At 62.8% G+C, this 17,189-nt stretch carries 14 protein-coding genes; 6 read left to right on the forward strand and 8 right to left on the reverse strand.

Annotation, left to right across the window (positions count from 1 at the left end; genetic code table 11):
• Nucleotides 1-121: 121 nt before the first annotated feature.
• Nucleotides 122-1,837: a long-chain-fatty-acid--CoA ligase gene (locus DDE76_RS09615; RefSeq protein ID WP_104893073.1), complete on the forward strand. Its 1,716-nt coding sequence runs from the start codon at nt 122-124 to the stop codon at nt 1,835-1,837.
• The gene (locus tag DDE76_RS09620) at nt 1,834-2,226 is read left to right on the forward strand and encodes a MerR family transcriptional regulator (RefSeq protein ID WP_198650881.1); all 393 of its coding nucleotides are present in this window, start codon (nt 1,834-1,836) and stop codon (nt 2,224-2,226) included. Before DDE76_RS09615 ends, DDE76_RS09620 begins: the two co-directional genes overlap by 4 nt.
• Here the strand turns inward: DDE76_RS09620 and DDE76_RS09625 are convergent.
• From DDE76_RS09625 to DDE76_RS09635, 3 genes are read right to left on the reverse strand one after another with little or no spacing between them, the layout of a single operon-like run.
• Complete coding sequence (locus tag DDE76_RS09625) at nt 2,223-2,534, reverse strand: UvrB/UvrC motif-containing protein (protein ID WP_104893072.1); 312 nt, start codon at nt 2,532-2,534, stop codon at nt 2,223-2,225. The genes DDE76_RS09620 and DDE76_RS09625 overlap by 4 nt on opposite strands.
• Before the next feature lie 3 nt (nt 2,535-2,537).
• Nucleotides 2,538-4,103: a cisplatin damage response ATP-dependent DNA ligase gene (locus tag DDE76_RS09630; RefSeq protein WP_104893071.1), complete on the reverse strand. Its 1,566-nt coding sequence runs from the start codon at nt 4,101-4,103 to the stop codon at nt 2,538-2,540.
• A complete protein-coding gene (locus DDE76_RS09635; protein ID WP_104893070.1) occupies nt 4,100-5,101 on the reverse strand; it encodes a ligase-associated DNA damage response exonuclease in 1,002 nt (333 codons plus the stop codon). Before DDE76_RS09635 ends, DDE76_RS09630 begins: the two co-directional genes overlap by 4 nt.
• Before the next feature lie 160 nt (nt 5,102-5,261).
• On the opposite strand from DDE76_RS09635, the gene DDE76_RS09640 reads away from it, so the two are divergent.
• Nucleotides 5,262-6,269: an alpha/beta hydrolase gene (locus tag DDE76_RS09640; protein WP_104894877.1), complete on the forward strand. Its 1,008-nt coding sequence runs from the start codon at nt 5,262-5,264 to the stop codon at nt 6,267-6,269.
• A 151-nt stretch (nt 6,270-6,420) separates the two neighbouring features.
• On the opposite strand, the gene DDE76_RS09645 is transcribed toward DDE76_RS09640, so the two are convergent.
• The 3 genes from DDE76_RS09645 to DDE76_RS09655 form a co-directional block, all read right to left on the reverse strand.
• Entirely contained in the window at nt 6,421-9,327 is a 2,907-nt protein-coding gene (locus DDE76_RS09645) for an insulinase family protein (RefSeq protein ID WP_104893069.1), read from the reverse strand.
• 147 nt (nt 9,328-9,474) lie between these two features.
• A complete protein-coding gene (locus DDE76_RS09650; protein ID WP_104893068.1) occupies nt 9,475-10,449 on the reverse strand; it encodes an aldo/keto reductase in 975 nt (324 codons plus the stop codon).
• A 104-nt stretch (nt 10,450-10,553) separates the two neighbouring features.
• Nucleotides 10,554-11,219 (reverse strand): GntR family transcriptional regulator, encoded by a 666-nt coding sequence (locus tag DDE76_RS09655; protein ID WP_157955738.1) that lies wholly within the window; start codon nt 11,217-11,219, stop codon nt 10,554-10,556.
• Nucleotides 11,220-11,466: 247 nt separating this feature from the next.
• Here DDE76_RS09655 and DDE76_RS09660 point away from each other — a divergent pair, with 247 nt between their 5' ends.
• Nucleotides 11,467-12,747 (forward strand): Gfo/Idh/MocA family protein, encoded by a 1,281-nt coding sequence (locus DDE76_RS09660; RefSeq protein WP_104893066.1) that lies wholly within the window; start codon nt 11,467-11,469, stop codon nt 12,745-12,747.
• 3 nt (nt 12,748-12,750) lie between these two features.
• Here the strand turns inward: DDE76_RS09660 and DDE76_RS09665 are convergent, their stop codons facing one another.
• Complete coding sequence (locus DDE76_RS09665) at nt 12,751-13,146, reverse strand: GFA family protein (protein ID WP_104893065.1); 396 nt, start codon at nt 13,144-13,146, stop codon at nt 12,751-12,753.
• 6 nt (nt 13,147-13,152) lie between these two features.
• A complete protein-coding gene (locus DDE76_RS09670; RefSeq protein WP_157955739.1) occupies nt 13,153-13,674 on the reverse strand; it encodes a heme-binding beta-barrel domain-containing protein in 522 nt (173 codons plus the stop codon).
• Nucleotides 13,675-13,849: 175 nt separating this feature from the next.
• Here DDE76_RS09670 and DDE76_RS09675 point away from each other — a divergent pair, with 175 nt between their 5' ends.
• Together DDE76_RS09675 and DDE76_RS09680 are read left to right on the forward strand one after the other, a co-directional pair.
• The gene (locus DDE76_RS09675; protein ID WP_104893063.1) at nt 13,850-14,641 is read left to right on the forward strand and encodes an ABC transporter ATP-binding protein; all 792 of its coding nucleotides are present in this window, start codon (nt 13,850-13,852) and stop codon (nt 14,639-14,641) included.
• Nucleotides 14,641-17,187, forward strand: coding sequence for an ABC transporter permease (locus DDE76_RS09680; RefSeq protein WP_104893062.1), 2,547 nt, complete (start codon nt 14,641-14,643; stop codon nt 17,185-17,187). The genes DDE76_RS09675 and DDE76_RS09680 overlap by 1 nt, the downstream gene beginning before the upstream one ends.
• The last annotated feature ends 2 nt before the right edge of the window (nt 17,188-17,189 follow it).

Raw genomic sequence — 17,189 nt, forward strand, 5'->3', positions numbered from 1 at the left:
TGATAGTTTCACGATGATGACAGGATAGGCGCCAAAAGAGCGCCGGGGGCGGAAACCGCGCCACTGCATCCAATAATGGGAACGCCCGTTTGTCTGTTTCAGGCATAGGGAGGAGATATCAATGGACACGCCAGCCACCAGCAATGACGGGCTTCGCCCCTGGATCGCCAGCTATCCCGAGGGCATTGTCTGGGACGACACGATCGACACATCCCCGGTGCATGAACAGGTCTTGGCTGCCTGCGCCAAAAATCCCGGCGCCATGGCCCTGGACTTTCTGGGCGGTACGACCAGTTTCGGTGAACTGGCCGAAAAGATCGTTGCCTTTGCCGGGGCGCTGCAAAGCCAGTTCGGCGTCACCAAGGGCACGCGCGTCGCCCTGATGCTGCCCAATACGCCCTTTTACCCGATTGCCTATTATGGCGTGCTGCGCGCCGGCGGCACCGTGGTCAATTGCAACCCGCTCTATACCGTGGCCGAGTTGGGCCACATCACCGCCAATGCCGGCGCCGACATCATGGTGACGCTGGACCTGCAGCAGATCTTTGAAAAGGCCGAGGCCCTGCTGGCCGCCGGCCATGTCAAGAAACTGGTCGTGGCCCATTTCCCCAATGCCCTGCCACTGGTCAAGAAAATCCTGTTCTCGGTTGCCAAGCGCAAGGATCTGGCCCACCCCGACCGCTCCGCCCATGCCGGTGTCATCAGCCGCTTTGAAGACCTGCTTGCCCGCAAGGACGCGCCAGCGCCGGTCGCCATCGATCCGCAGACCGACATCGCCGTGCAGCAATATACCGGCGGCACCACTGGCATTCCCAAGGGCGCGCTGCTGACCCACGCCAATATCGCGGCCAATATGAGCCAGATCGACAAATGGGGGTGCGGGCTGTTCTATCCGCCCTCCAAGGTGATCGCGGTCCTGCCTTTCTTTCACATCTTCGCCATGACCGTCTGCATGAACGTGCCGCTGTGCAATGGCACCCCGGTGATCATGCTGCCGCGCTTCGAATTGAAGGCCCTGCTGGGCATCTTCAATCGAACCGGCGCCAATGTGCTGCCCGCCGTGCCAACCCTTCTCAGTGCATTGGCGCGGGCCGACGCCGTCACCCAGGCCCAGATCGAGACCCTGGAGGTCGCCATTTCCGGTGGCGCCGCCCTGCCCGACGAGGTGCGCCACGCCTTTTCCAAGAAGTCCAAGGCCCTCCTGGCCGAAGGCTATGGCCTGACCGAGGCCTCACCCGTGGTCTGCTGCGCGGCGCTGCGTGTGCCCTCCAAGCCCATGTCCATCGGCCTGCCTTTGCCCGGCACCGATATCCGCTTTGTCGATGTGGACAGCGGCAAGGTCGTCGGCATTGGTGAGAATGGCGAGTTGCAGGTCAAGGGCCCACAGGTCATGGCCGGCTATTACGAAAATCCTGAAGCAAGCAAGGACGCCTTCATGGATGGATGGCTGCGCACCGGCGACGTCGGCCATATGGACGAAGACGGCTATGTGTTCCTGGTCGACCGCATCAAGGACCTCATCATCTGCTCGGGTTTCAATGTTTATCCGCGCACCATTGAGGAGGCCATCATGACCCACGATGCTGTCGACGAGGTCAATGTGATCGGCGTGCCGGACGAATATCGCGGCGAGGCCCCGGTGGCCTTCGTCAAGCTCAAGGATGGCCACAGGCTGAGCGAGGCGGATCTGAAATCCTTCCTCGCCGAAAAGCTCAACAAGATTGAAATGCCCCGCCAGATCATCTTCAAGGATGCCCTGCCCAAGACCCTGATCGGCAAGCTGTCCAAGAAGGAATTGCGGGAAGAATACGCCCAGATGAAAGCCGGAAAATCGTGACCAGAACGCCACCGGAAAGCCAGGATCTTTTTGCCATTGCCGAGCTCGCCCGTGAGTTCGGCATATCGACCCGCGCCATCCGCTTTTATGAGTCCAAGGGCCTGCTCTCGCCCGAACGCGTCGGGGCCACGCGCATCTTCCGAAAGCGTGACCGGGCCCGGCTGATCCTGATTCTGCGCGGTAAGCGGCTCGGCTTCACCCTGCGCGACATATCCGACTATCTCAGCCTTTACGATGCCGACCGCACCCAGCAGGTGAACCTGTTGGCCGAGAAGGTCGACGAGCGCCTGGCCCTGCTCGAACGCCAGCGCGACGATCTCGAGACCACGATCCGCGAGTTGCGCGAGATCAAGCAACTGGCCCAGGATCGGCTGCAGAAAGCGGGCTAACGCTCCCCGCGCCCCTTGTGGTTCCTGGTCATCAGATTTGGCTTTTTCGGCTTCACCCAGCCCTTTGGGGGCTGGCGCAAGGGGGTGTTGGAACCCAGGCCGATCTGCCCCGGCGGCGCCTGCCCGACCACGACGCGGACCGGCTCGCCGTCTGCATCGTACACTTCTGTGGCCTCGCCATACTCACCCCGGAGCCGCGCAATTTCGTCACGCAGGGCGGCCGCTGTTTCGAAATCGAAGGCCGCAGCGGCTGCGTCCATCTGCTTTTCCAGCGCCACCAGACGCTGATGATTGGTCCGTGACGACATCGCTCACCCCACAAATGCATCCATGTCTTCAAGTCGTGCAGCCTCACTGGCCGGCTTGTCCCAGCGTATCCGGTTGATGCGCGGAAAGCGCAGCGCCACGCCCGATTTGTGCCTTGTGCTTTTCTGCGCACTGTCGAACGCCACCTCGAACACCAGCTCCTTCTTCACTTCGCGCACCGGCCCGAAACTGCCGATCGAATTGGCCCGGATCCAGCGGTCGAGCTGTTTCAGCTCCTCATCGGTGAAACCGAAATAGGCCTTGCCGATGGGGACAATCTCATTGCCCTTCCACACTCCGAATGTGTAGTCGGAATAGAACGAGCTCCGCTTGCCATGCCCGCGCTGGGCATACATCAGCACCGCATCGACCACATTGGGATCGCGCTTCCACTTGAACCAGAACCCCTTGGGCCGGCCCGGCACATAGGGCGCGGTCCTGAGCTTGAGCATTACCCCCTCATGGCCGTGGCTTTCCGCCCCCTGCCGCCGCAAGCTGGCAACATCCTCCCAGGCGGTGAAACCAAGCACCTCTGACAGATCCAGCCGGGCCTGCGGGTTCTGGTCGAACCATGCCTCCAGCCGCGCCCGCCGAGCTTGCCAACCCAGCGCCCTGATGTCCTCGTCGCCATCGAACAGCATGTCATAGACCCGCACAAAGCCGGGCAGCTCGGCCATTTGCCTGGCGCTGGCCTGCTTGCGATTGAGCCGCTGCTGCAGGTCATTGAAACTGCGCGGCGCGAAATCGTGCCCGACCAGCAATTCGCCGTCCAGCACCGCCCGCCCCATGGCGGCATCGACCACATCGGGAAAGCTCGGCGCGATGTCGTCGCCCGTGCGCGAAAACAGCGATGCACCGTTGCGCCCCAGCACAAGCTGCACCCTTATCCCGTCCCATTTCCATTCGGCGGCGAAGTCGCGTGGATCAAGCTTTTCGAAATCGCTCTCCTCGATTGGCGTGGAGAGCATCAGGGGATGAAACCGCGCCGTGTGATCCACCTCCGGCCGTCCGGTCTTGCCTTCCAGCCAGGCGAACAAGGCCGCATAGGGCGGCTTGAGCCCATGCCAGACCTCTTCAATGGCCTGCAGCTCCACCCCGCTCATTTCGGCCAGTGCCGTCTTGGCCAGCCGTGCCGACACGCCAATGCGCAGCGCGCCGGTTGCCAGCTTGATCAGCGCCCAGCGCTCATGGATCGCGGCTTGCGTCAGCAGACCACCAATCAGCTTGGGCAGCTCCGCCTTGCTGGTGGTGTTGAGCAGCTCCACCAAGGCGCTCAGCCGCGGCAACTCACCTGTCCCGTGATGCGGCCAGATCAACGCAATGGTTTCGCCCAAATCCCCGACATAGTCATAGGAGAGCGCAAACAGCGTTTCATCCACTTCCGCCAGGACGGTTTGCTTGAGCAGGGCCGGCTTGACATTGGCAATGTCGAGTTCGCCGGTCAGCACGGCCAGCGCAAGGCCGCGATCCGGGTCCGGCACCTCGGCAAAATACTGCGCCAGGGCCGCGATTTTTCGCGTGCGCGATGGGGTGAGGGCCAGGAGTTCGAGCAATTCTGCAAAACGCTTCATGCGCCGCCCTCCCCGCCATCATCATCCAGCCCCGGCAGGGCCAGCGGTTCGGCCACAAGCCCCTGCTGCTGACACCAATAGACCAGCGCATCCTCGCGCCCATGTGTCACCCAGACCGTGCCCGCACCGCTTTCCAGGATCGAACTGTTGAGTTCGCCCCAGTCGCAATGATCCGAAATCACCAGCGGCAGTTCCACCAGGGCCTGGCGCGCCCGCTGCTTGATGCTCATCCAGCCCGAAGCCTGGCAGACCACCGGATCGGGGAAGCGCCGGCTCCAGCGGTCGCGGATGGCTGAGGGTGGCGCGACAACGATCTGCCCGGCCATGGCAGATTTGGGCATGCCGGTCGCGGGCAGCAGTTCGCCCAGGGGCACGCCGAGGTCCTCATAGAGCGCGCACAGCTCGATCATCGCGCCATGGAGATAAATCGGCCGGTCCCAGCCCGCATCGCGCAACAGCGCAATGACCCGCTGTGCCTTGCCCAGCGCATAGCACCCCACCAGATGGCAGCGCTCGGGCTGATCGGCCACAGATTTCAGCAGGCGCGCAATTTCGTCCTGCGGCGCGGGATGCTGGAAGACCGGCAGGCCAAAGGTGGCTTCAGTGACCAACAGGTCGCAATCGACCGCCTCATAAGGTTCGGCCGTGCGGTCCGGCAGACGCTTGTAGTCGCCGGTGACCAATGCGCGCTGTCCCTCGGCTTCGACAAGCACTTGCGCCGAACCCAGGATATGCCCGGCGGGATGCAGGCTCACCTGGGCTCCGTCGATGGTCAGCATTTCACCAAAGCGCAGCGGCTCGAACCGACCGGCGCAATCGTCGCCATAGCGCACCTGCATGATGGCGATGGTTTCCGGCGTCGCCAGCACCGCCCCATGGCCCGACCGGGCATGGTCGGCATGGCCATGGGTGATGATGGCGCGCGGCTTCGGTTCGCCAGGATCAATCCAGGCGTCGATGGCGGGGACGTAAAGGTTGCGGTCGAGGATGAAGCTCATGGTTCTACCAAAACGCAGCGATGCGAGACCCGGTTCACGCTTTCACCGCCGCTTTTGCGCCCTGCCAGCGCCAGTCGGTGTCAGCATGGCGCCGGCCCGCGATCCGCCCTTGCCTTATCAATCGCATTGTTCCAGACCGGATGAAAACGAGGAGCCCGCCATGCGCAAGACGACCCACGCCCCCGGCACCATCCATCGCCTGACCATCCAGAGCAAGGCGCTGGCCAATAACCGCCTCGGCGATGACACGACGCGCATTGTCGATGTCTATGTGCCTGCCGGCCACGACGGCAAGGATCTGCCGCTGCTGGTCGATCTTGTCGGCTATATGGCCGGCGGTCCGGCCCACACGGCCTGGAAGGCCTTCACCGAAAATGTGCCCGAACGCCTTGATCGCCTGATCGGCGAAGGCAAGATGGCGCCCGTGGTGGTCGCCTTCCCCGATTGCTTCACCCGGCTGGGCGGAAATCAATATGTGAACAGCCCCGTCATGGGCAACTGGGAGGATTTCCTGATCGAGGAGATGCTGCCGACCGTCGAGAAGAAGTTTGCCTGCGGCGGCACCGGCCGGCGCGGGGTGTTCGGCAAGTCATCGGGCGGGTTTGGCAGCCTCGTCCACGCCATGCGCCACCCGGATGTATGGGCCGCCGCCGCCAGCCACTCCGGCGATGCCGGGTTTGAGCATCTCTACCTTGCCGGCTTCCCTGACGTCCTGATGGCCCTGGCCAAGAAAGACAATTCAATCGAAGCTTGGATGAAGGCCTTTGAAGCCAAGCCCAAGCTCGATAGCAAGGACACCATGACGCTGATGTTCCTCTGCCAGGCCGCAAGCTTCGACCCCGATCCCGAGGCCTTTCTGGGCCTGAGGCTGCCGGTGACGCTCGACACCTGCGAGATCATCCCCGAGCGCTGGGAAAACTGGCTCGCCTGGGACCCGGCCCTGATGGTCAAGTCGCACGCCGATTCCATCGGCAAGCTCAAGGGCTTTTTCCTCGATTGCGGCACCGAGGACCAATACGCGATCCTTTACGGCACCCGACGCATTCATAAAGCGCTGGAGCAGCACGGCATCGCCCATCGCTACGAAGAATTCCCGGACAACCATTCCGGCATTGATTACCGCATGGATGTCAGCCTGCCCTATCTGGCGGAAGTGTTGAGCCAGTAGGTCAACCCTTCTTCCCTCTCCCCTGGTGGGAGAGGGTGGATCTGCCGCAGACCGAGACAGGTGAGGGGTCTCGGCGCTTTTGCCGAACTCGGAAACGGGTCCCCCTCATCCGCCCTTCGGGCACCTTCTCCCACAAGGGGAGAAGGATACTTCACACCACCTTGCTGACCGCGAGCAACCCGGGCTGCTTTTCATTGGCGGTGGTGATCGCCGCCTCACCGCCCAGAACCACCACATGGCCCTTCTCGGCCACCAGGTCGATCGCATCGGCCAGGGCCAGGAAATCGGCCCGGCTGGTGCCAAGGATTTCATCACGCCGCTGCTGGCGAATGTCGTCAGTGGTGCCGTTGAGTAGGCGCCACATGGCCGAATAGCCCTTTGCATCGGGGAATTCGGGGCGATCAAGATCGCCGACCACACCAATCACCGAGCGCACCAGGTCGGCCTCGCCAATCTCGGCCCGCAGGGCCCTCGCCGCCCCGTCATAGACCTCAAGGGTCTTGAGCAGATTTGGGTCCCGATAGGAGAGGAAGGCGAAATTGCCCGAAGACAGATCGAACCGGCTCGATCCGCCATAAGCACCGCCCTGCACGCGCACCTTGTCCCAGAGATAGGTGGTGTTGAGCAGCCGGAGCGCCACCGAAGCGGCCGCCGAAAGCTCGACCCCGAGCGCCTTGAGATTGGCGCCCTTGCCCACGTAATTGACCTGCGCCGGGATCACCAGGCCCTCATTCTTTGGCGCGAAGGCGTACCCCCAATCCGCATTGGCCAGCATAGCCTCGGGCAGGCCGCCAACAAAGCTCTCAAGCGCGCCTTTGGCGCCGTCCCAGAGCTCGCCATCGGCAGTCAGATTGATGATCATGCGACCGCGATTGAACAGCTTGTCGCGGATGGCAAAGAGCTGGCCTGCAACGCTCTCCCAATCGCTGTCGATGCGCTTGACCAGCCCCTTGAGGAAATCGAGATAGCTGACCCCGCTCATCTGTTCGGCGATCCAGCCCGCTTCGGTCAGGCCCGCCTTGATGCGGGTGTCGACAATGGCATTGCCGCTCGGCACCAGCCGCGCCTCAAAGCCGGCCTTTTCTTCCAGCGCCATCTGCTTGAAGCGCGCCTTGTTGGAGAGGTCAGCGTCAAGCAGCACATCGCCCATAATGTCGAGCATGCCCGCGAACTTGTCCGCCACGGCCTTGCCCGAAAGGAAGAACCAGGCGGCCGTGCCCGAGCCGTCCTGCATGCTGGCAAGACCACGATGCTGAGAGATGCCGCCCGTGGTGCGGCCTATCCGCTGGGTCAGCGAGACGAAATCTTCCTTGCTGGTGCCGGTCTGCAGCAGAGCCCGGCCAAACAGGGGCAGATAGGGCAGATCGGCCTTGTCGAGCACATGCAGGTCAAACCCAAGATCAAGATACAAAATCCCCAGCGTCGGCAGGTCATGATAAAGCGTGCGCACGCCGGCTATGGCACTCTCCGCGGTCGGTACCGTGCGGATCTCGCGGTCCAGATCATCCAGCGTCAGCGTCGGGATCCTGGCCAGATCCTCCGGCTTGTCGACGCTTTCCTGCAGCGCCCGCAAACGCTCGGTGCGCTCCATGACCTCGGCCAGTTCACTCTGGCTCAGGCCGGCCCGTACGGCGGCCAGCCTGTCGGCTTCGGCCTTGGCCTCGCGCGCACCCTGCTCGGGATCGGCCTCGATCCTTGAGGTCAGGCGATGCGGATTGTCGAGGAACAGCCGCCGGATTTCTTTTTCGAAATGCCCGTTGGCCGCCTTCTCCTTGAGGGTGGACAGGGCATCCTCATAGACCAGCGGTGAAAGCGGATCGCCACCATGCAGCCAGCCGCCCAAGGCGGTGAACATATAGGTCATGCCGCGCGGATAGGAGCCGGTGTTCTGCTCGCGCAGATTGAACTCGAAGGTATTGATCGCCGCTTCGCGCTGGTCGGCCGAAAAGCCGGATTCGGCCAGCTCCGCCAGCGTTTCGAGCACCAGTTTTTCGACCTTCCCGGCGTCAGCCGGATCGATCCCCTTGAGCCCGAACCCGCCCATGGGCTGGCGCAGGTAGGAGGAAATGCCGCCCCCGATCATGCCCTCGCCCAGTCCGCTCTCATTGAGCTTTTTGCGCAGCGGCGCCGCCGAATTGCCCGCCAGCAGATAGCTCAGCATGCCGTGGCTCAGCGTTTCTTCCCGGCTCTCGGGCGGATCGAGCATCCAGCTGACCGAAACCATGCCGTCGCGGCGCTTGTCCGGATCGATGGAGCCGGCATAGGTGCCCGACACCTGACGCGGCGCATTCCAGCGCGGCTGCAGCTTCACCTCGGCATCCACCTCGAGCTTGTCGAACTGGCTGAAATACTCATCCAGAATTTCCAGCCGCCTCTCCGGCGCGTCATCACCCGAAAACACCACCCGCGCATTGGAGGGGTGGTAATAGGTCTGGTGAAAGCGCTTGAACTGCTCATAGGTCAATTCGGGAATGACCCGGGGGTCGCCGCCCGAGCTCTTGCCATAGGTAGTGTCGGGATAAAGCGCGGTCTGGGTCTGGGTGTGCATCACCGAATCCGGGGAGGAATAGACCCCCTTCATCTCGTTGAAGACCACGCCCTTATAGACCAGCGGCGCTTCGAGATCGTCGAGTTCGTAGTGCCAGCCTTCCTGTTCGAAGGTGTCCTCGGAAATCAGCGGGAACAACACTGCATCCAGATAAACATCGACCAGATTGTAGAAATCCTTGAGGTTCTGGCTGGCCACCGGATAGGCGGTCTTGTCCGGAAAGGTCATGGCGTTGAGGAAGGTGTGCATGCTGCCCTTGAGCAGCTCGACGAACGGCTTCTTGACCGGATATTTGCGCGACCCGCACAGCACCGAGTGCTCCAGGATATGCGCAATGCCGGTCGAATCCTCCGGCGGCGTCTTGAAGGTGATGCCGAAAACCTTGTTCTCGTCCTCGTTGACGAGGCTAAGCACCTCTGCCCCGGTCTTCTTGTGCCGATAGAGTTTTGCCTGGGATTTGATCTCGGCAATGGTCTCGTCACGGACAAGCACGAAGGCGGGATGGGACATCAGGCTACTCTTCTTGAAATTCTGTTTGGCTCTAACCTAGGTGCGCAGCAGTCGGTTCGCTAGGGCTTCTCACCTTAGTTTGCTCCAGCGAGGCAAACTAAGGTGAGACGGCCAATAGAGCTGCGCTCGAACGGCTGGAAACGCTGATTACACCCCGCCACGGATCTCCGGCTTGACCTCATCGCGATACCATTCGCCGAGCTGTTTGAGCAGCGCCGGGAACAGGCTCTTGCGTTCGCTCGCGGCGACATTGTCGGCGATCTGCTCGGGCTTGGAAACGCCGGCAATCACTGTCGAGACCTGCGGGTGATCGAGAATCCAGCGCAAAGCGAACTGGCTCAGCGGCACGCCTTCGGGGGCAAAGCCCTTGAGCGTCTGCACCAGTTCGACGCCGCGCTCAAAGGGGATGCCCGAGAAGGTTTCGCCCACCGAAAAGGCCGCGCCGTCGCGGTTATAGCTGCGGTGATCGCTGGCCTCGAACTGGGTGTTCTTGTCATATTTGCCGCTCAGCAACCCGCTGGCCAAAGGCAGGCGCACGATGATGCCGACGTCTTTTTCGGCGGCCTTGGGCAGAAGCTCCTCAGCCGCGTCCTGGCGGAACAGGTTGAAAATGATCTGCAGCGTGGCGCAACCGGGCTGGTCCAGGCAGATCAGGCCTTCCTCGATGGTCTCAACGCTCGCCCCCCAATGGCGCACCAGCCCTTCGGCCTTGAGCTCGTCCATCCAGCCAAAGATAGCGCCATCGCGCAGCACCTCGGTCGGCACGCAGTGCAACTGCGCCAGATCGAGCGTGTCGACGCCCAGACGCTTGGCAGAACCGACAAGGCTTTCGCGTATGGCCTGCTTGGAATAGCCATCGGGATAAAGGCCCGCCCCGCGACCCAGCTTGGTGGCGATGGTGACATTGGGGCCCTTGGCATGCGCGCCGATGCGGCTTTCGCTTAGCCCCCCGCCATAGACATCGGCTGTATCCCAGAAGCTGATCCCGGCATTAAGGGCATGGGTCAGGATCGCGTCGGCGGTTTCATCGCCCACCGGCCCGAAATCGCCGCCGAGCTGCCAGCACCCCAGGCCAATCTCGCTGACCTCATAACCCGTCTTGCCCAGCCGCCGCGTTTTCATGCGCTTGTCTCCCGATAAAGTCACCTGCCGGGCAACCTATTGGCGCGCCCGGTCAAGAACAAGGGCGCCGCAGCGCCCCGGTTCCAACAATCCTGCACACAGGGCTATTCGAAATAATCGGGAAAGTCCTCGATAGTCTGGCTGAGCAGCACTTCGGCCCGGGCCAGATGCGCCCGCATGGCCGCTTCCGCTGCCACCACATCGCCCGTGCTGACGGCCTTTGCGATCTGCTTGTGTTCAGCAATGGCGCGCTGGCTCGATGACACGCCCAGGGTCAGATACCGCACCCGGTCGAGCTGCATCTTGTGATCGTCGATCAACTGCCACGCATATTCCACACCCGCCAGCCGGGCGAGGGTGCGGTGAAACAATTCGTCCAACTTATGGAAGCGGCGGCTGTCATGGGCCGATGAAGCCGCTTCCTGATCGGCAATCAGATCGTCCAGGATCTGGCCGGTTTCCGGCTTGGGATCGGTCGCCACCCGGCGGATGATCTCAACCTCAATGCTCTCGCGGATGAACCGGCTCTGTCGCACCCCATCGGGCGAAATTTTCTTGACCACGGTGGCACGCTTGGGACGGATCAGCAGCAGCCCCTGCTGGGCCAGACGAATAAAGGCTTCACGCACCGGCTGTCGCGACACGCCATAGCGGGCCGCGATATCGCTCTCAGAAATCACGTCGCCGGGCTTGAGCACCATGCTGACGATGTCGTCGCGCAAGGCGCCGACGACGCGAAATGCGATGGTTCCTTCGAGCGTCTCGCCCACCTTGCCTCCAGCCCGGGCTGATTCCGTTTCTGGACCATGTGACGAATAGGCCGCGCACGGCTTGCCTCGTTTGCTGTCTTCCACAGGATTCTGGCCCTTTTTCGCTACATGCAGGCCCAACAGGCGCCGCGCCGCACAATTGTAGAAAGAAACAGTACATTTCCGCAATCTTGTATGGTAGATGCTTTTTCGCCCGGCTCCGGCGAGGAGACGGCGCACCGATTTGTATCGAGACTGGAGAAATCGAATGGCCAAGACTTACGCGCTGGTGGGAACGGGAGGCCGCGCACGGATGTTCTACGAGGCCATTCTGGGGCCGCACCGCGAACAGTCCCGGCTGCTGGCCCTGTGCGACACCAATCAAGTCCGCATGGATTTCACCAACAAGGTCATTGTCGAGGAACTCTCCGGCCAGGCGGTGCCCACCTACAAGGCCGCCGATTTCGGCAAGATGATCGCCGAGCAAAAGCCCGATACCATCATCGTCACCTCGATCGACCGCACCCACCATCACTATATCATCGCCGCGCTTGAAGCGGGTTGCGACGTCATCACCGAAAAGCCGATGACCACCGATCCGGAAAAATGTCAGGCCATTCTCGACGCTGTCGAGCGCACCGGCAAGCAGGTCCGCGTCACCTTCAACTATCGTTATGCCCCGCATAATTCGGCCCTGCGCGAGCTGATTGCCGAGGGCGCAATCGGCACGGTGACCTCGGTGCATTTCGAATGGCTGCTCGACACCCGCCACGGGGCCGACTACTTCCGCCGCTGGCACCGCGATAAGCGCAATTCGGGTGGCCTGATGGTGCATAAGTCGACCCACCATTTCGACCTGGTCAATTTCTGGCTCGGCACTCAGCCCGACACCGTGTTTGCCATGGGCGACCTCAAATTCTACGGCCGCGCCAACGCCGAGGAACGGGGTGTCTTCACCCCCTATACCCGCACCACGGGTGTCGAAGCGGCCAAGGATGACCCCTTCGCCATCGACCTGACCGCGAACCCGGTGCAGAAGGGTCTTTATTGGGACGGCGAGAAGGAAGACGGCTACCAGCGCGACCAGAACGTGTTCGGCGACGGCATTTCCATCGAGGACACCATGAATGTCATGGTGCGCTACGCCAACAAGGCGGTGATGACCTATTCGCTCTATGCCTATGCACCCTGGGAAGGCTTTAACGTCGCCATCAACGGCACCGGCGGGCGCCTGGAACTCACCGTGCACGAGAATTCCTATATCAATGCCGGCTCGACCTCGGACACTGAAGGGGCCGCCAAGGGCGTCAAGCTCTATCACTTCCCCCTGCATGGCGAACCGCGCGTCGTGCCGGTCAAGCATGGCGAAGGCGGCCATGGCGGCGGTGACAAGATCATGCTCGAGGAAATCTTCGGCAACGCCACGCCGCGCCCCGGCTATGGCGCCAACCACCGCGATGGCGCCCTCTCGATCCTGACCGGCATCGCCGCCAACAAGTCCTTCGACACCGGCTTGCCGGTGGATGTGAAGACGCTGGTGAAGCTTTAGGCCTCACGGCGCGCCGGGTATCGTCCGGTACTGCGGCGCGCCATCGCATATCTCATAGTAGTCGCCCTTGTCTCCGACAAAGACATGCTCGGCAATCCTTGTGTCTGTTGGACCGTCAAAAGCGCCCAGCATCAGGCCGATCCAGTCTGCCTCCGGCGGATCGAAAAACATCGGCGATCCGCAGGTCGAACAAAACCCGCGGCGAACGTTCTCGGAAGAAAAGTACCATGTCAGGTGCGCTTCTCCGTGGATGGTCAGGTCCGACTTTTTGACGTCGACGCCGGCCTCGTAATGACCAGTTGCCTTGCGGCATATTGAGCAATGGCAGGCAGTAGCGCGCGGCATGCCTCCGTCCATTTCAAACGACACGGCGCCACACAGACACGATCCCCTGAACATACTGCCCTACCGGTCGAACGGCACCGAGGCGGTCAGTACGTCGCCCGAATTGTTGAATTCGACCTCGAAGTCCACGGTAATGCGGTCATCGACCAGGAGGATACGGGCGCCAATGCGGACATCGCCGCCGGCCCGGTCCTTCTGCTGCTCGCGCAAATCGAAGCTGATCCTGCCGCCCGACTGGCGGCCTATGGCGAGGCCCGTATAGCCGGCATTCGAGCTCATCGCCGCCTCATAACGTCCCGCATCGTCATTATAGGCGATAGTACCACTGATCGAGAGCGTCGCGTTTACCAGGCTACAGCGGCCGGTATAATTGATCTTGAGCAGATTGCCCTGCGCCACGCTCAGCCGGCAACGGAAAGGTTCGGGCTGGTCGCCCCCGACAAGGGCCCCTTCCCCGCGCCAGTCCCCGATATAGGAGGAGAGCAGCTCCAGCTCCCGCACGCCGGCCTGGGCCATCCCGGCGCTCAGCGTGGTTGCCGCCAGCACAAAAGCTATCAAAACTGTTCGCAGCCAATAAGTCACGTCCTACCCCCTCAGGTCCGCCTGCGGTTCATATCTGCCAGCACTCTAGGGCAGGAACCAGTAAAAAAAGTCCAGCAATTGACGGCATTGTTACGAATCACCCAACCACTATTGGATAATGAGGCCAACAGAATGAAAATATGCCAGGCTGGCCATTGAGGGGAATATTGCGGGTATGAGTGCCGGACTGATCATCGACGCACGCGACGTCGACTATACGCTGGACGTCGCCGGACGCCCGCTGCACATCCTGCGCAAGGTGTCGCTTACCGTCGCACCGGCCGAAGTCGTGGCCATTGTCGGCCCTTCGGGCAGCGGCAAGACCTCCCTGCTCATGCTGCTGGCAGGCCTTGAAAAGGCCACTGGCGGCCAGGTCGTGGTCAATGGCCGCGACCTCTCGGGCATGAGCGAAGACGACCTGGCACGCTTCCGTCGCCATACGCTGGGCATCGTCTTCCAGAGCTTTCACCTGATCCCCTCGCTCAGCGCGCTCGACAATGTGGGCCTGGCGCTTGAGATCGCCGAGCCCGAATTGTCCATGGCGCAGGTGCGCGAAAAGGCGGCTGCGGCGCTGGCCGCCGTGGGCCTTGAAGGCCGGCTCGACCACCGCCCCTCGGCCCTTTCGGGCGGCGAGCAGCAGCGCGTCGGCCTGGCCCGCGCCAGCGTTGCCAACCCGCCATTGCTGCTGGCCGACGAGCCAACCGGCAATCTGGACCAGAAGACCGGCGCCATCGTCGTCGACCTGATGTTCGACCTGGCCCGCAAGAACAATACTGCCGTGGTGCTGATCACCCACGACCCGGCGCTTGCCGCCAAGGCCGACCGCGTGTTCACCATGACCCAGGGCCAGCTGACCGAAACGACCGCCCCAAAGCCGGCCGCAGCAAGTGCATCCTCCACGCGAAAAGCACCGGCCCGCAAGCCGGCGGCAAGAAAACCGGCAACCAAGAAGCCGGTGACCAAGTGATGCGGAGCTTCTGGGCCGCCACCCGCATCGGCCTGCTCGACATGCGCGGTGACTTGCGGCGCTTCCTGCTGCTGGTAATCTGCCTGGCCGTCGGCACCGCGCTGATTGCCGGCGTCAATTCGGTCGGCACCAGCATCACCCGCGCCATTGAAACCGGCGCCGCCGAGATCATGGGCGGCGATATCGAACTTTCCCGCGCCGACCGCCTGGCTACCCCGGATGAACGTGCCGCGATGCAAGCTATGGGCCGGGTGGCCCAGGTGATCGACACCAATCTGCGGGCCGAGACCTTCTACGAAGAAGCCTTTGCCGATGTCAGCGCCGTGGCCGAGACCTATCCCCTGCTCGGCCAGGTGCGCAGCCCGCAATTGGCACAAGGCGAGGACCTTGCCGCCTTGCTGGCCGACGTCGATGGCGTGCATGGCGCGCTGATCGATGGCATCATGCTCGACCAGCTCGGCCTCGCTATCGGCGACAGCTTCGGGCTGGGCGGCACCGAGTTTCAGGTCCGCGGCACGTTGATTGGACTGCCCGATGGCCCGGTGCGCGGTTTCCGCCTCGGCATGCCGACACTGATATCGAGCGACGGCTTCGCCGGCGTCAGCGACCGCACCTCGCCCTTGCCGGGCCTGGGCACCTGGTACCGCTACAAGATCCACCTCAGCGACCGCGATATCGATGCGGGGCTTGCCCGCGCCGTCGACCAATTCGGCAATGCCGGCTGGACCGTGCGCTCGGCCCGCGACGGGCTGGGGCAGATGGTGCGCTATTATGATCTGTTCATGCGCTTCCTGCTCATTGTCGGGCTGGGCTCGCTGCTGATCGGCGGCGTCAGTGTCTGGACCGGCATGCGCGCCTATATCGCCGAACGCTCCGGCGTCATTGCCGTGCTGCGCAGCATCGGCGCCGATCGCGCCCGTGTCTTTGTGCACTTCCTCGCCCAGGTCGCCGCCCTGGCGCTGGTCGGGGTCGGCATCGGGCTGGTCATTGGCGCCGGCACGGCCTGGTTCATCCTGCCCACTATTGGTGCGGCCGTCGGCATTGCCCTGGCGCCAGCGGTGCATATCCAGCCTTTGGCCATTGCAGCGGGCACCGGGCTGGTCACCGCCTTTGCCTTTGCCTATCTGCCGCTGGTGCAATCCCAGGCCATTCGGCCAGTGCTGTTGTTCCGCTCCAAGGGGCTCGACGCCCCGCCGGTCGATTGGCGCGCCTTGTTGCTCTCCTGGCAGGTGCTGCCCCTGCTGGCCGCTATTCTGGCATTCTTCAACCTGGCCTGGCTGATGACCGGCGATGCCGCGCTGGTGTTCGGGTTTGGCCTGGCGAGCGCGCTCGGCGCCCTTCTGTTCCAGGGTTTCATCCGCCTGGCCCAGCTTGGCCTCAAGCGTGTGCCCGAAGCCGGCCCGCGCGTCCTGCGCCATACCTTCCGCAATATCTCTGCCGCCGGGCAGAACGCCGCCGCCGTCGCGGTTTCAGCCGGCATGGCGCTGACCATGCTAATCATCGTTCTGGTGATGCAGACCAATCTGCAGCAGGAATTCCTCGGCGCCTCGGCGTTCGATGCGCCCACGCTGGTCGGCTCGGACCTGTTCCCGGACGAGGTCGAAGCGCTCGAAACCCTGACACTTGAGGGCAATGGCATTACCCGCTTTGTCTCTACCCCCATGCTGCGCGGCGCACTGGTCGATGTGGCCGGCACCCCGGCCGATGCACTCGTGACGCGTGGCCCGGAAGCCACATTCCTCCTCGCCGGTGAAGTGCCACTGACCTATCGCACCCATCTGCCCGCTTCATCGCGGGTAACGGCCGGCGAGTGGTGGCCCGACGATTACGCCGGCCCAGCCCTGGTCAGCCTGCACCAGAGCCTGCGGCATGGGCTGGGTGTCGATCTGGGCGACACGCTGACCTTTTCGATATTCGGCGAAGAGGTGAGTGTCACCATTGCCAGTTTCCGGGACTATTCCTGGCAGGGCGGCATCGATTTTCTCGCCACCTTCTCGCCCGGCGTGATCGAGAATTACCCCACGACGCTGTTTGCCGCCGTCACCGCCGCGCCCGGCGCGGAGGAAGACGTCACCCGGCTCCTGGCGTCTGAATTGCCCGATATCCGCTTCATCTCGGTGGGCGACACGCTCAAGCAGGTAACCGATGCATTGGGGCAGCTCTCCTTTGCGGCCAGCCTGATCGGGGGCCTCGCGGTTGGCAATGGCCTCTTGGTGCTGATCGGTTCGCTCTCGACCGGGCGCCGCCAGCGCGAGGCTGACACCATCATCACCAAGGTGCTGGGGGCAACCCGGTCCGAGCTGATCGGCTCGGCCTTCCTGCAATACCTGGTGCTGGCGGTGCTGGCCGCGGTTCCGGCCCTGGTGCTGGGCATCGGCATGGGCCGATTTGTCAGCGGATTGCTGCTGGCAGTCGAGTTCACCCTCAAGCTCGACATTATCATCGTGGTGCTGGCCGTCGCCATCGCCATTACCGCCATTCTGGGCGCCATGACGATCCTGCGCGCGGCCTCGGCCAGACCGGCGCGACTGCTGCGGGATCTCTAACC

The sequence above is a fragment of the Devosia indica genome, from assembly GCF_003056405.1.
Lineage (GTDB): Bacteria > Pseudomonadota > Alphaproteobacteria > Rhizobiales > Devosiaceae > Devosia > Devosia indica.

What these genes read in the sequence shown, in the direction of transcription:
- DDE76_RS09615 (WP_104893073.1), top strand. Translation starts at nt 122, where the DNA reads ATGGACACGCCAGCCACCAGCAATGACGGGCTTCGCCCCTGGATCGCC.
- DDE76_RS09625 (WP_104893072.1), bottom strand. Translation starts at nt 2,534, where the DNA reads ATGTCGTCACGGACCAATCATCAGCGTCTGGTGGCGCTGGAAAAGCAG.
- DDE76_RS09630 (WP_104893071.1), bottom strand. Translation starts at nt 4,103, where the DNA reads ATGAAGCGTTTTGCAGAATTGCTCGAACTCCTGGCCCTCACCCCATCG.
- DDE76_RS09635 (WP_104893070.1), bottom strand. Translation starts at nt 5,101, where the DNA reads ATGAGCTTCATCCTCGACCGCAACCTTTACGTCCCCGCCATCGACGCC.
- DDE76_RS09640 (WP_104894877.1), top strand. Translation starts at nt 5,262, where the DNA reads ATGCGCAAGACGACCCACGCCCCCGGCACCATCCATCGCCTGACCATC.
- DDE76_RS09645 (WP_104893069.1), bottom strand. Translation starts at nt 9,327, where the DNA reads ATGTCCCATCCCGCCTTCGTGCTTGTCCGTGACGAGACCATTGCCGAG.
- DDE76_RS09650 (WP_104893068.1), bottom strand. Translation starts at nt 10,449, where the DNA reads ATGAAAACGCGGCGGCTGGGCAAGACGGGTTATGAGGTCAGCGAGATT.
- DDE76_RS09660 (WP_104893066.1), top strand. Translation starts at nt 11,467, where the DNA reads ATGGCCAAGACTTACGCGCTGGTGGGAACGGGAGGCCGCGCACGGATG.
- DDE76_RS09665 (WP_104893065.1), bottom strand. Translation starts at nt 13,146, where the DNA reads ATGTTCAGGGGATCGTGTCTGTGTGGCGCCGTGTCGTTTGAAATGGAC.
- DDE76_RS09675 (WP_104893063.1), top strand. Translation starts at nt 13,850, where the DNA reads ATGAGTGCCGGACTGATCATCGACGCACGCGACGTCGACTATACGCTG.
- DDE76_RS09680 (WP_104893062.1), top strand. Translation starts at nt 14,641, where the DNA reads ATGCGGAGCTTCTGGGCCGCCACCCGCATCGGCCTGCTCGACATGCGC.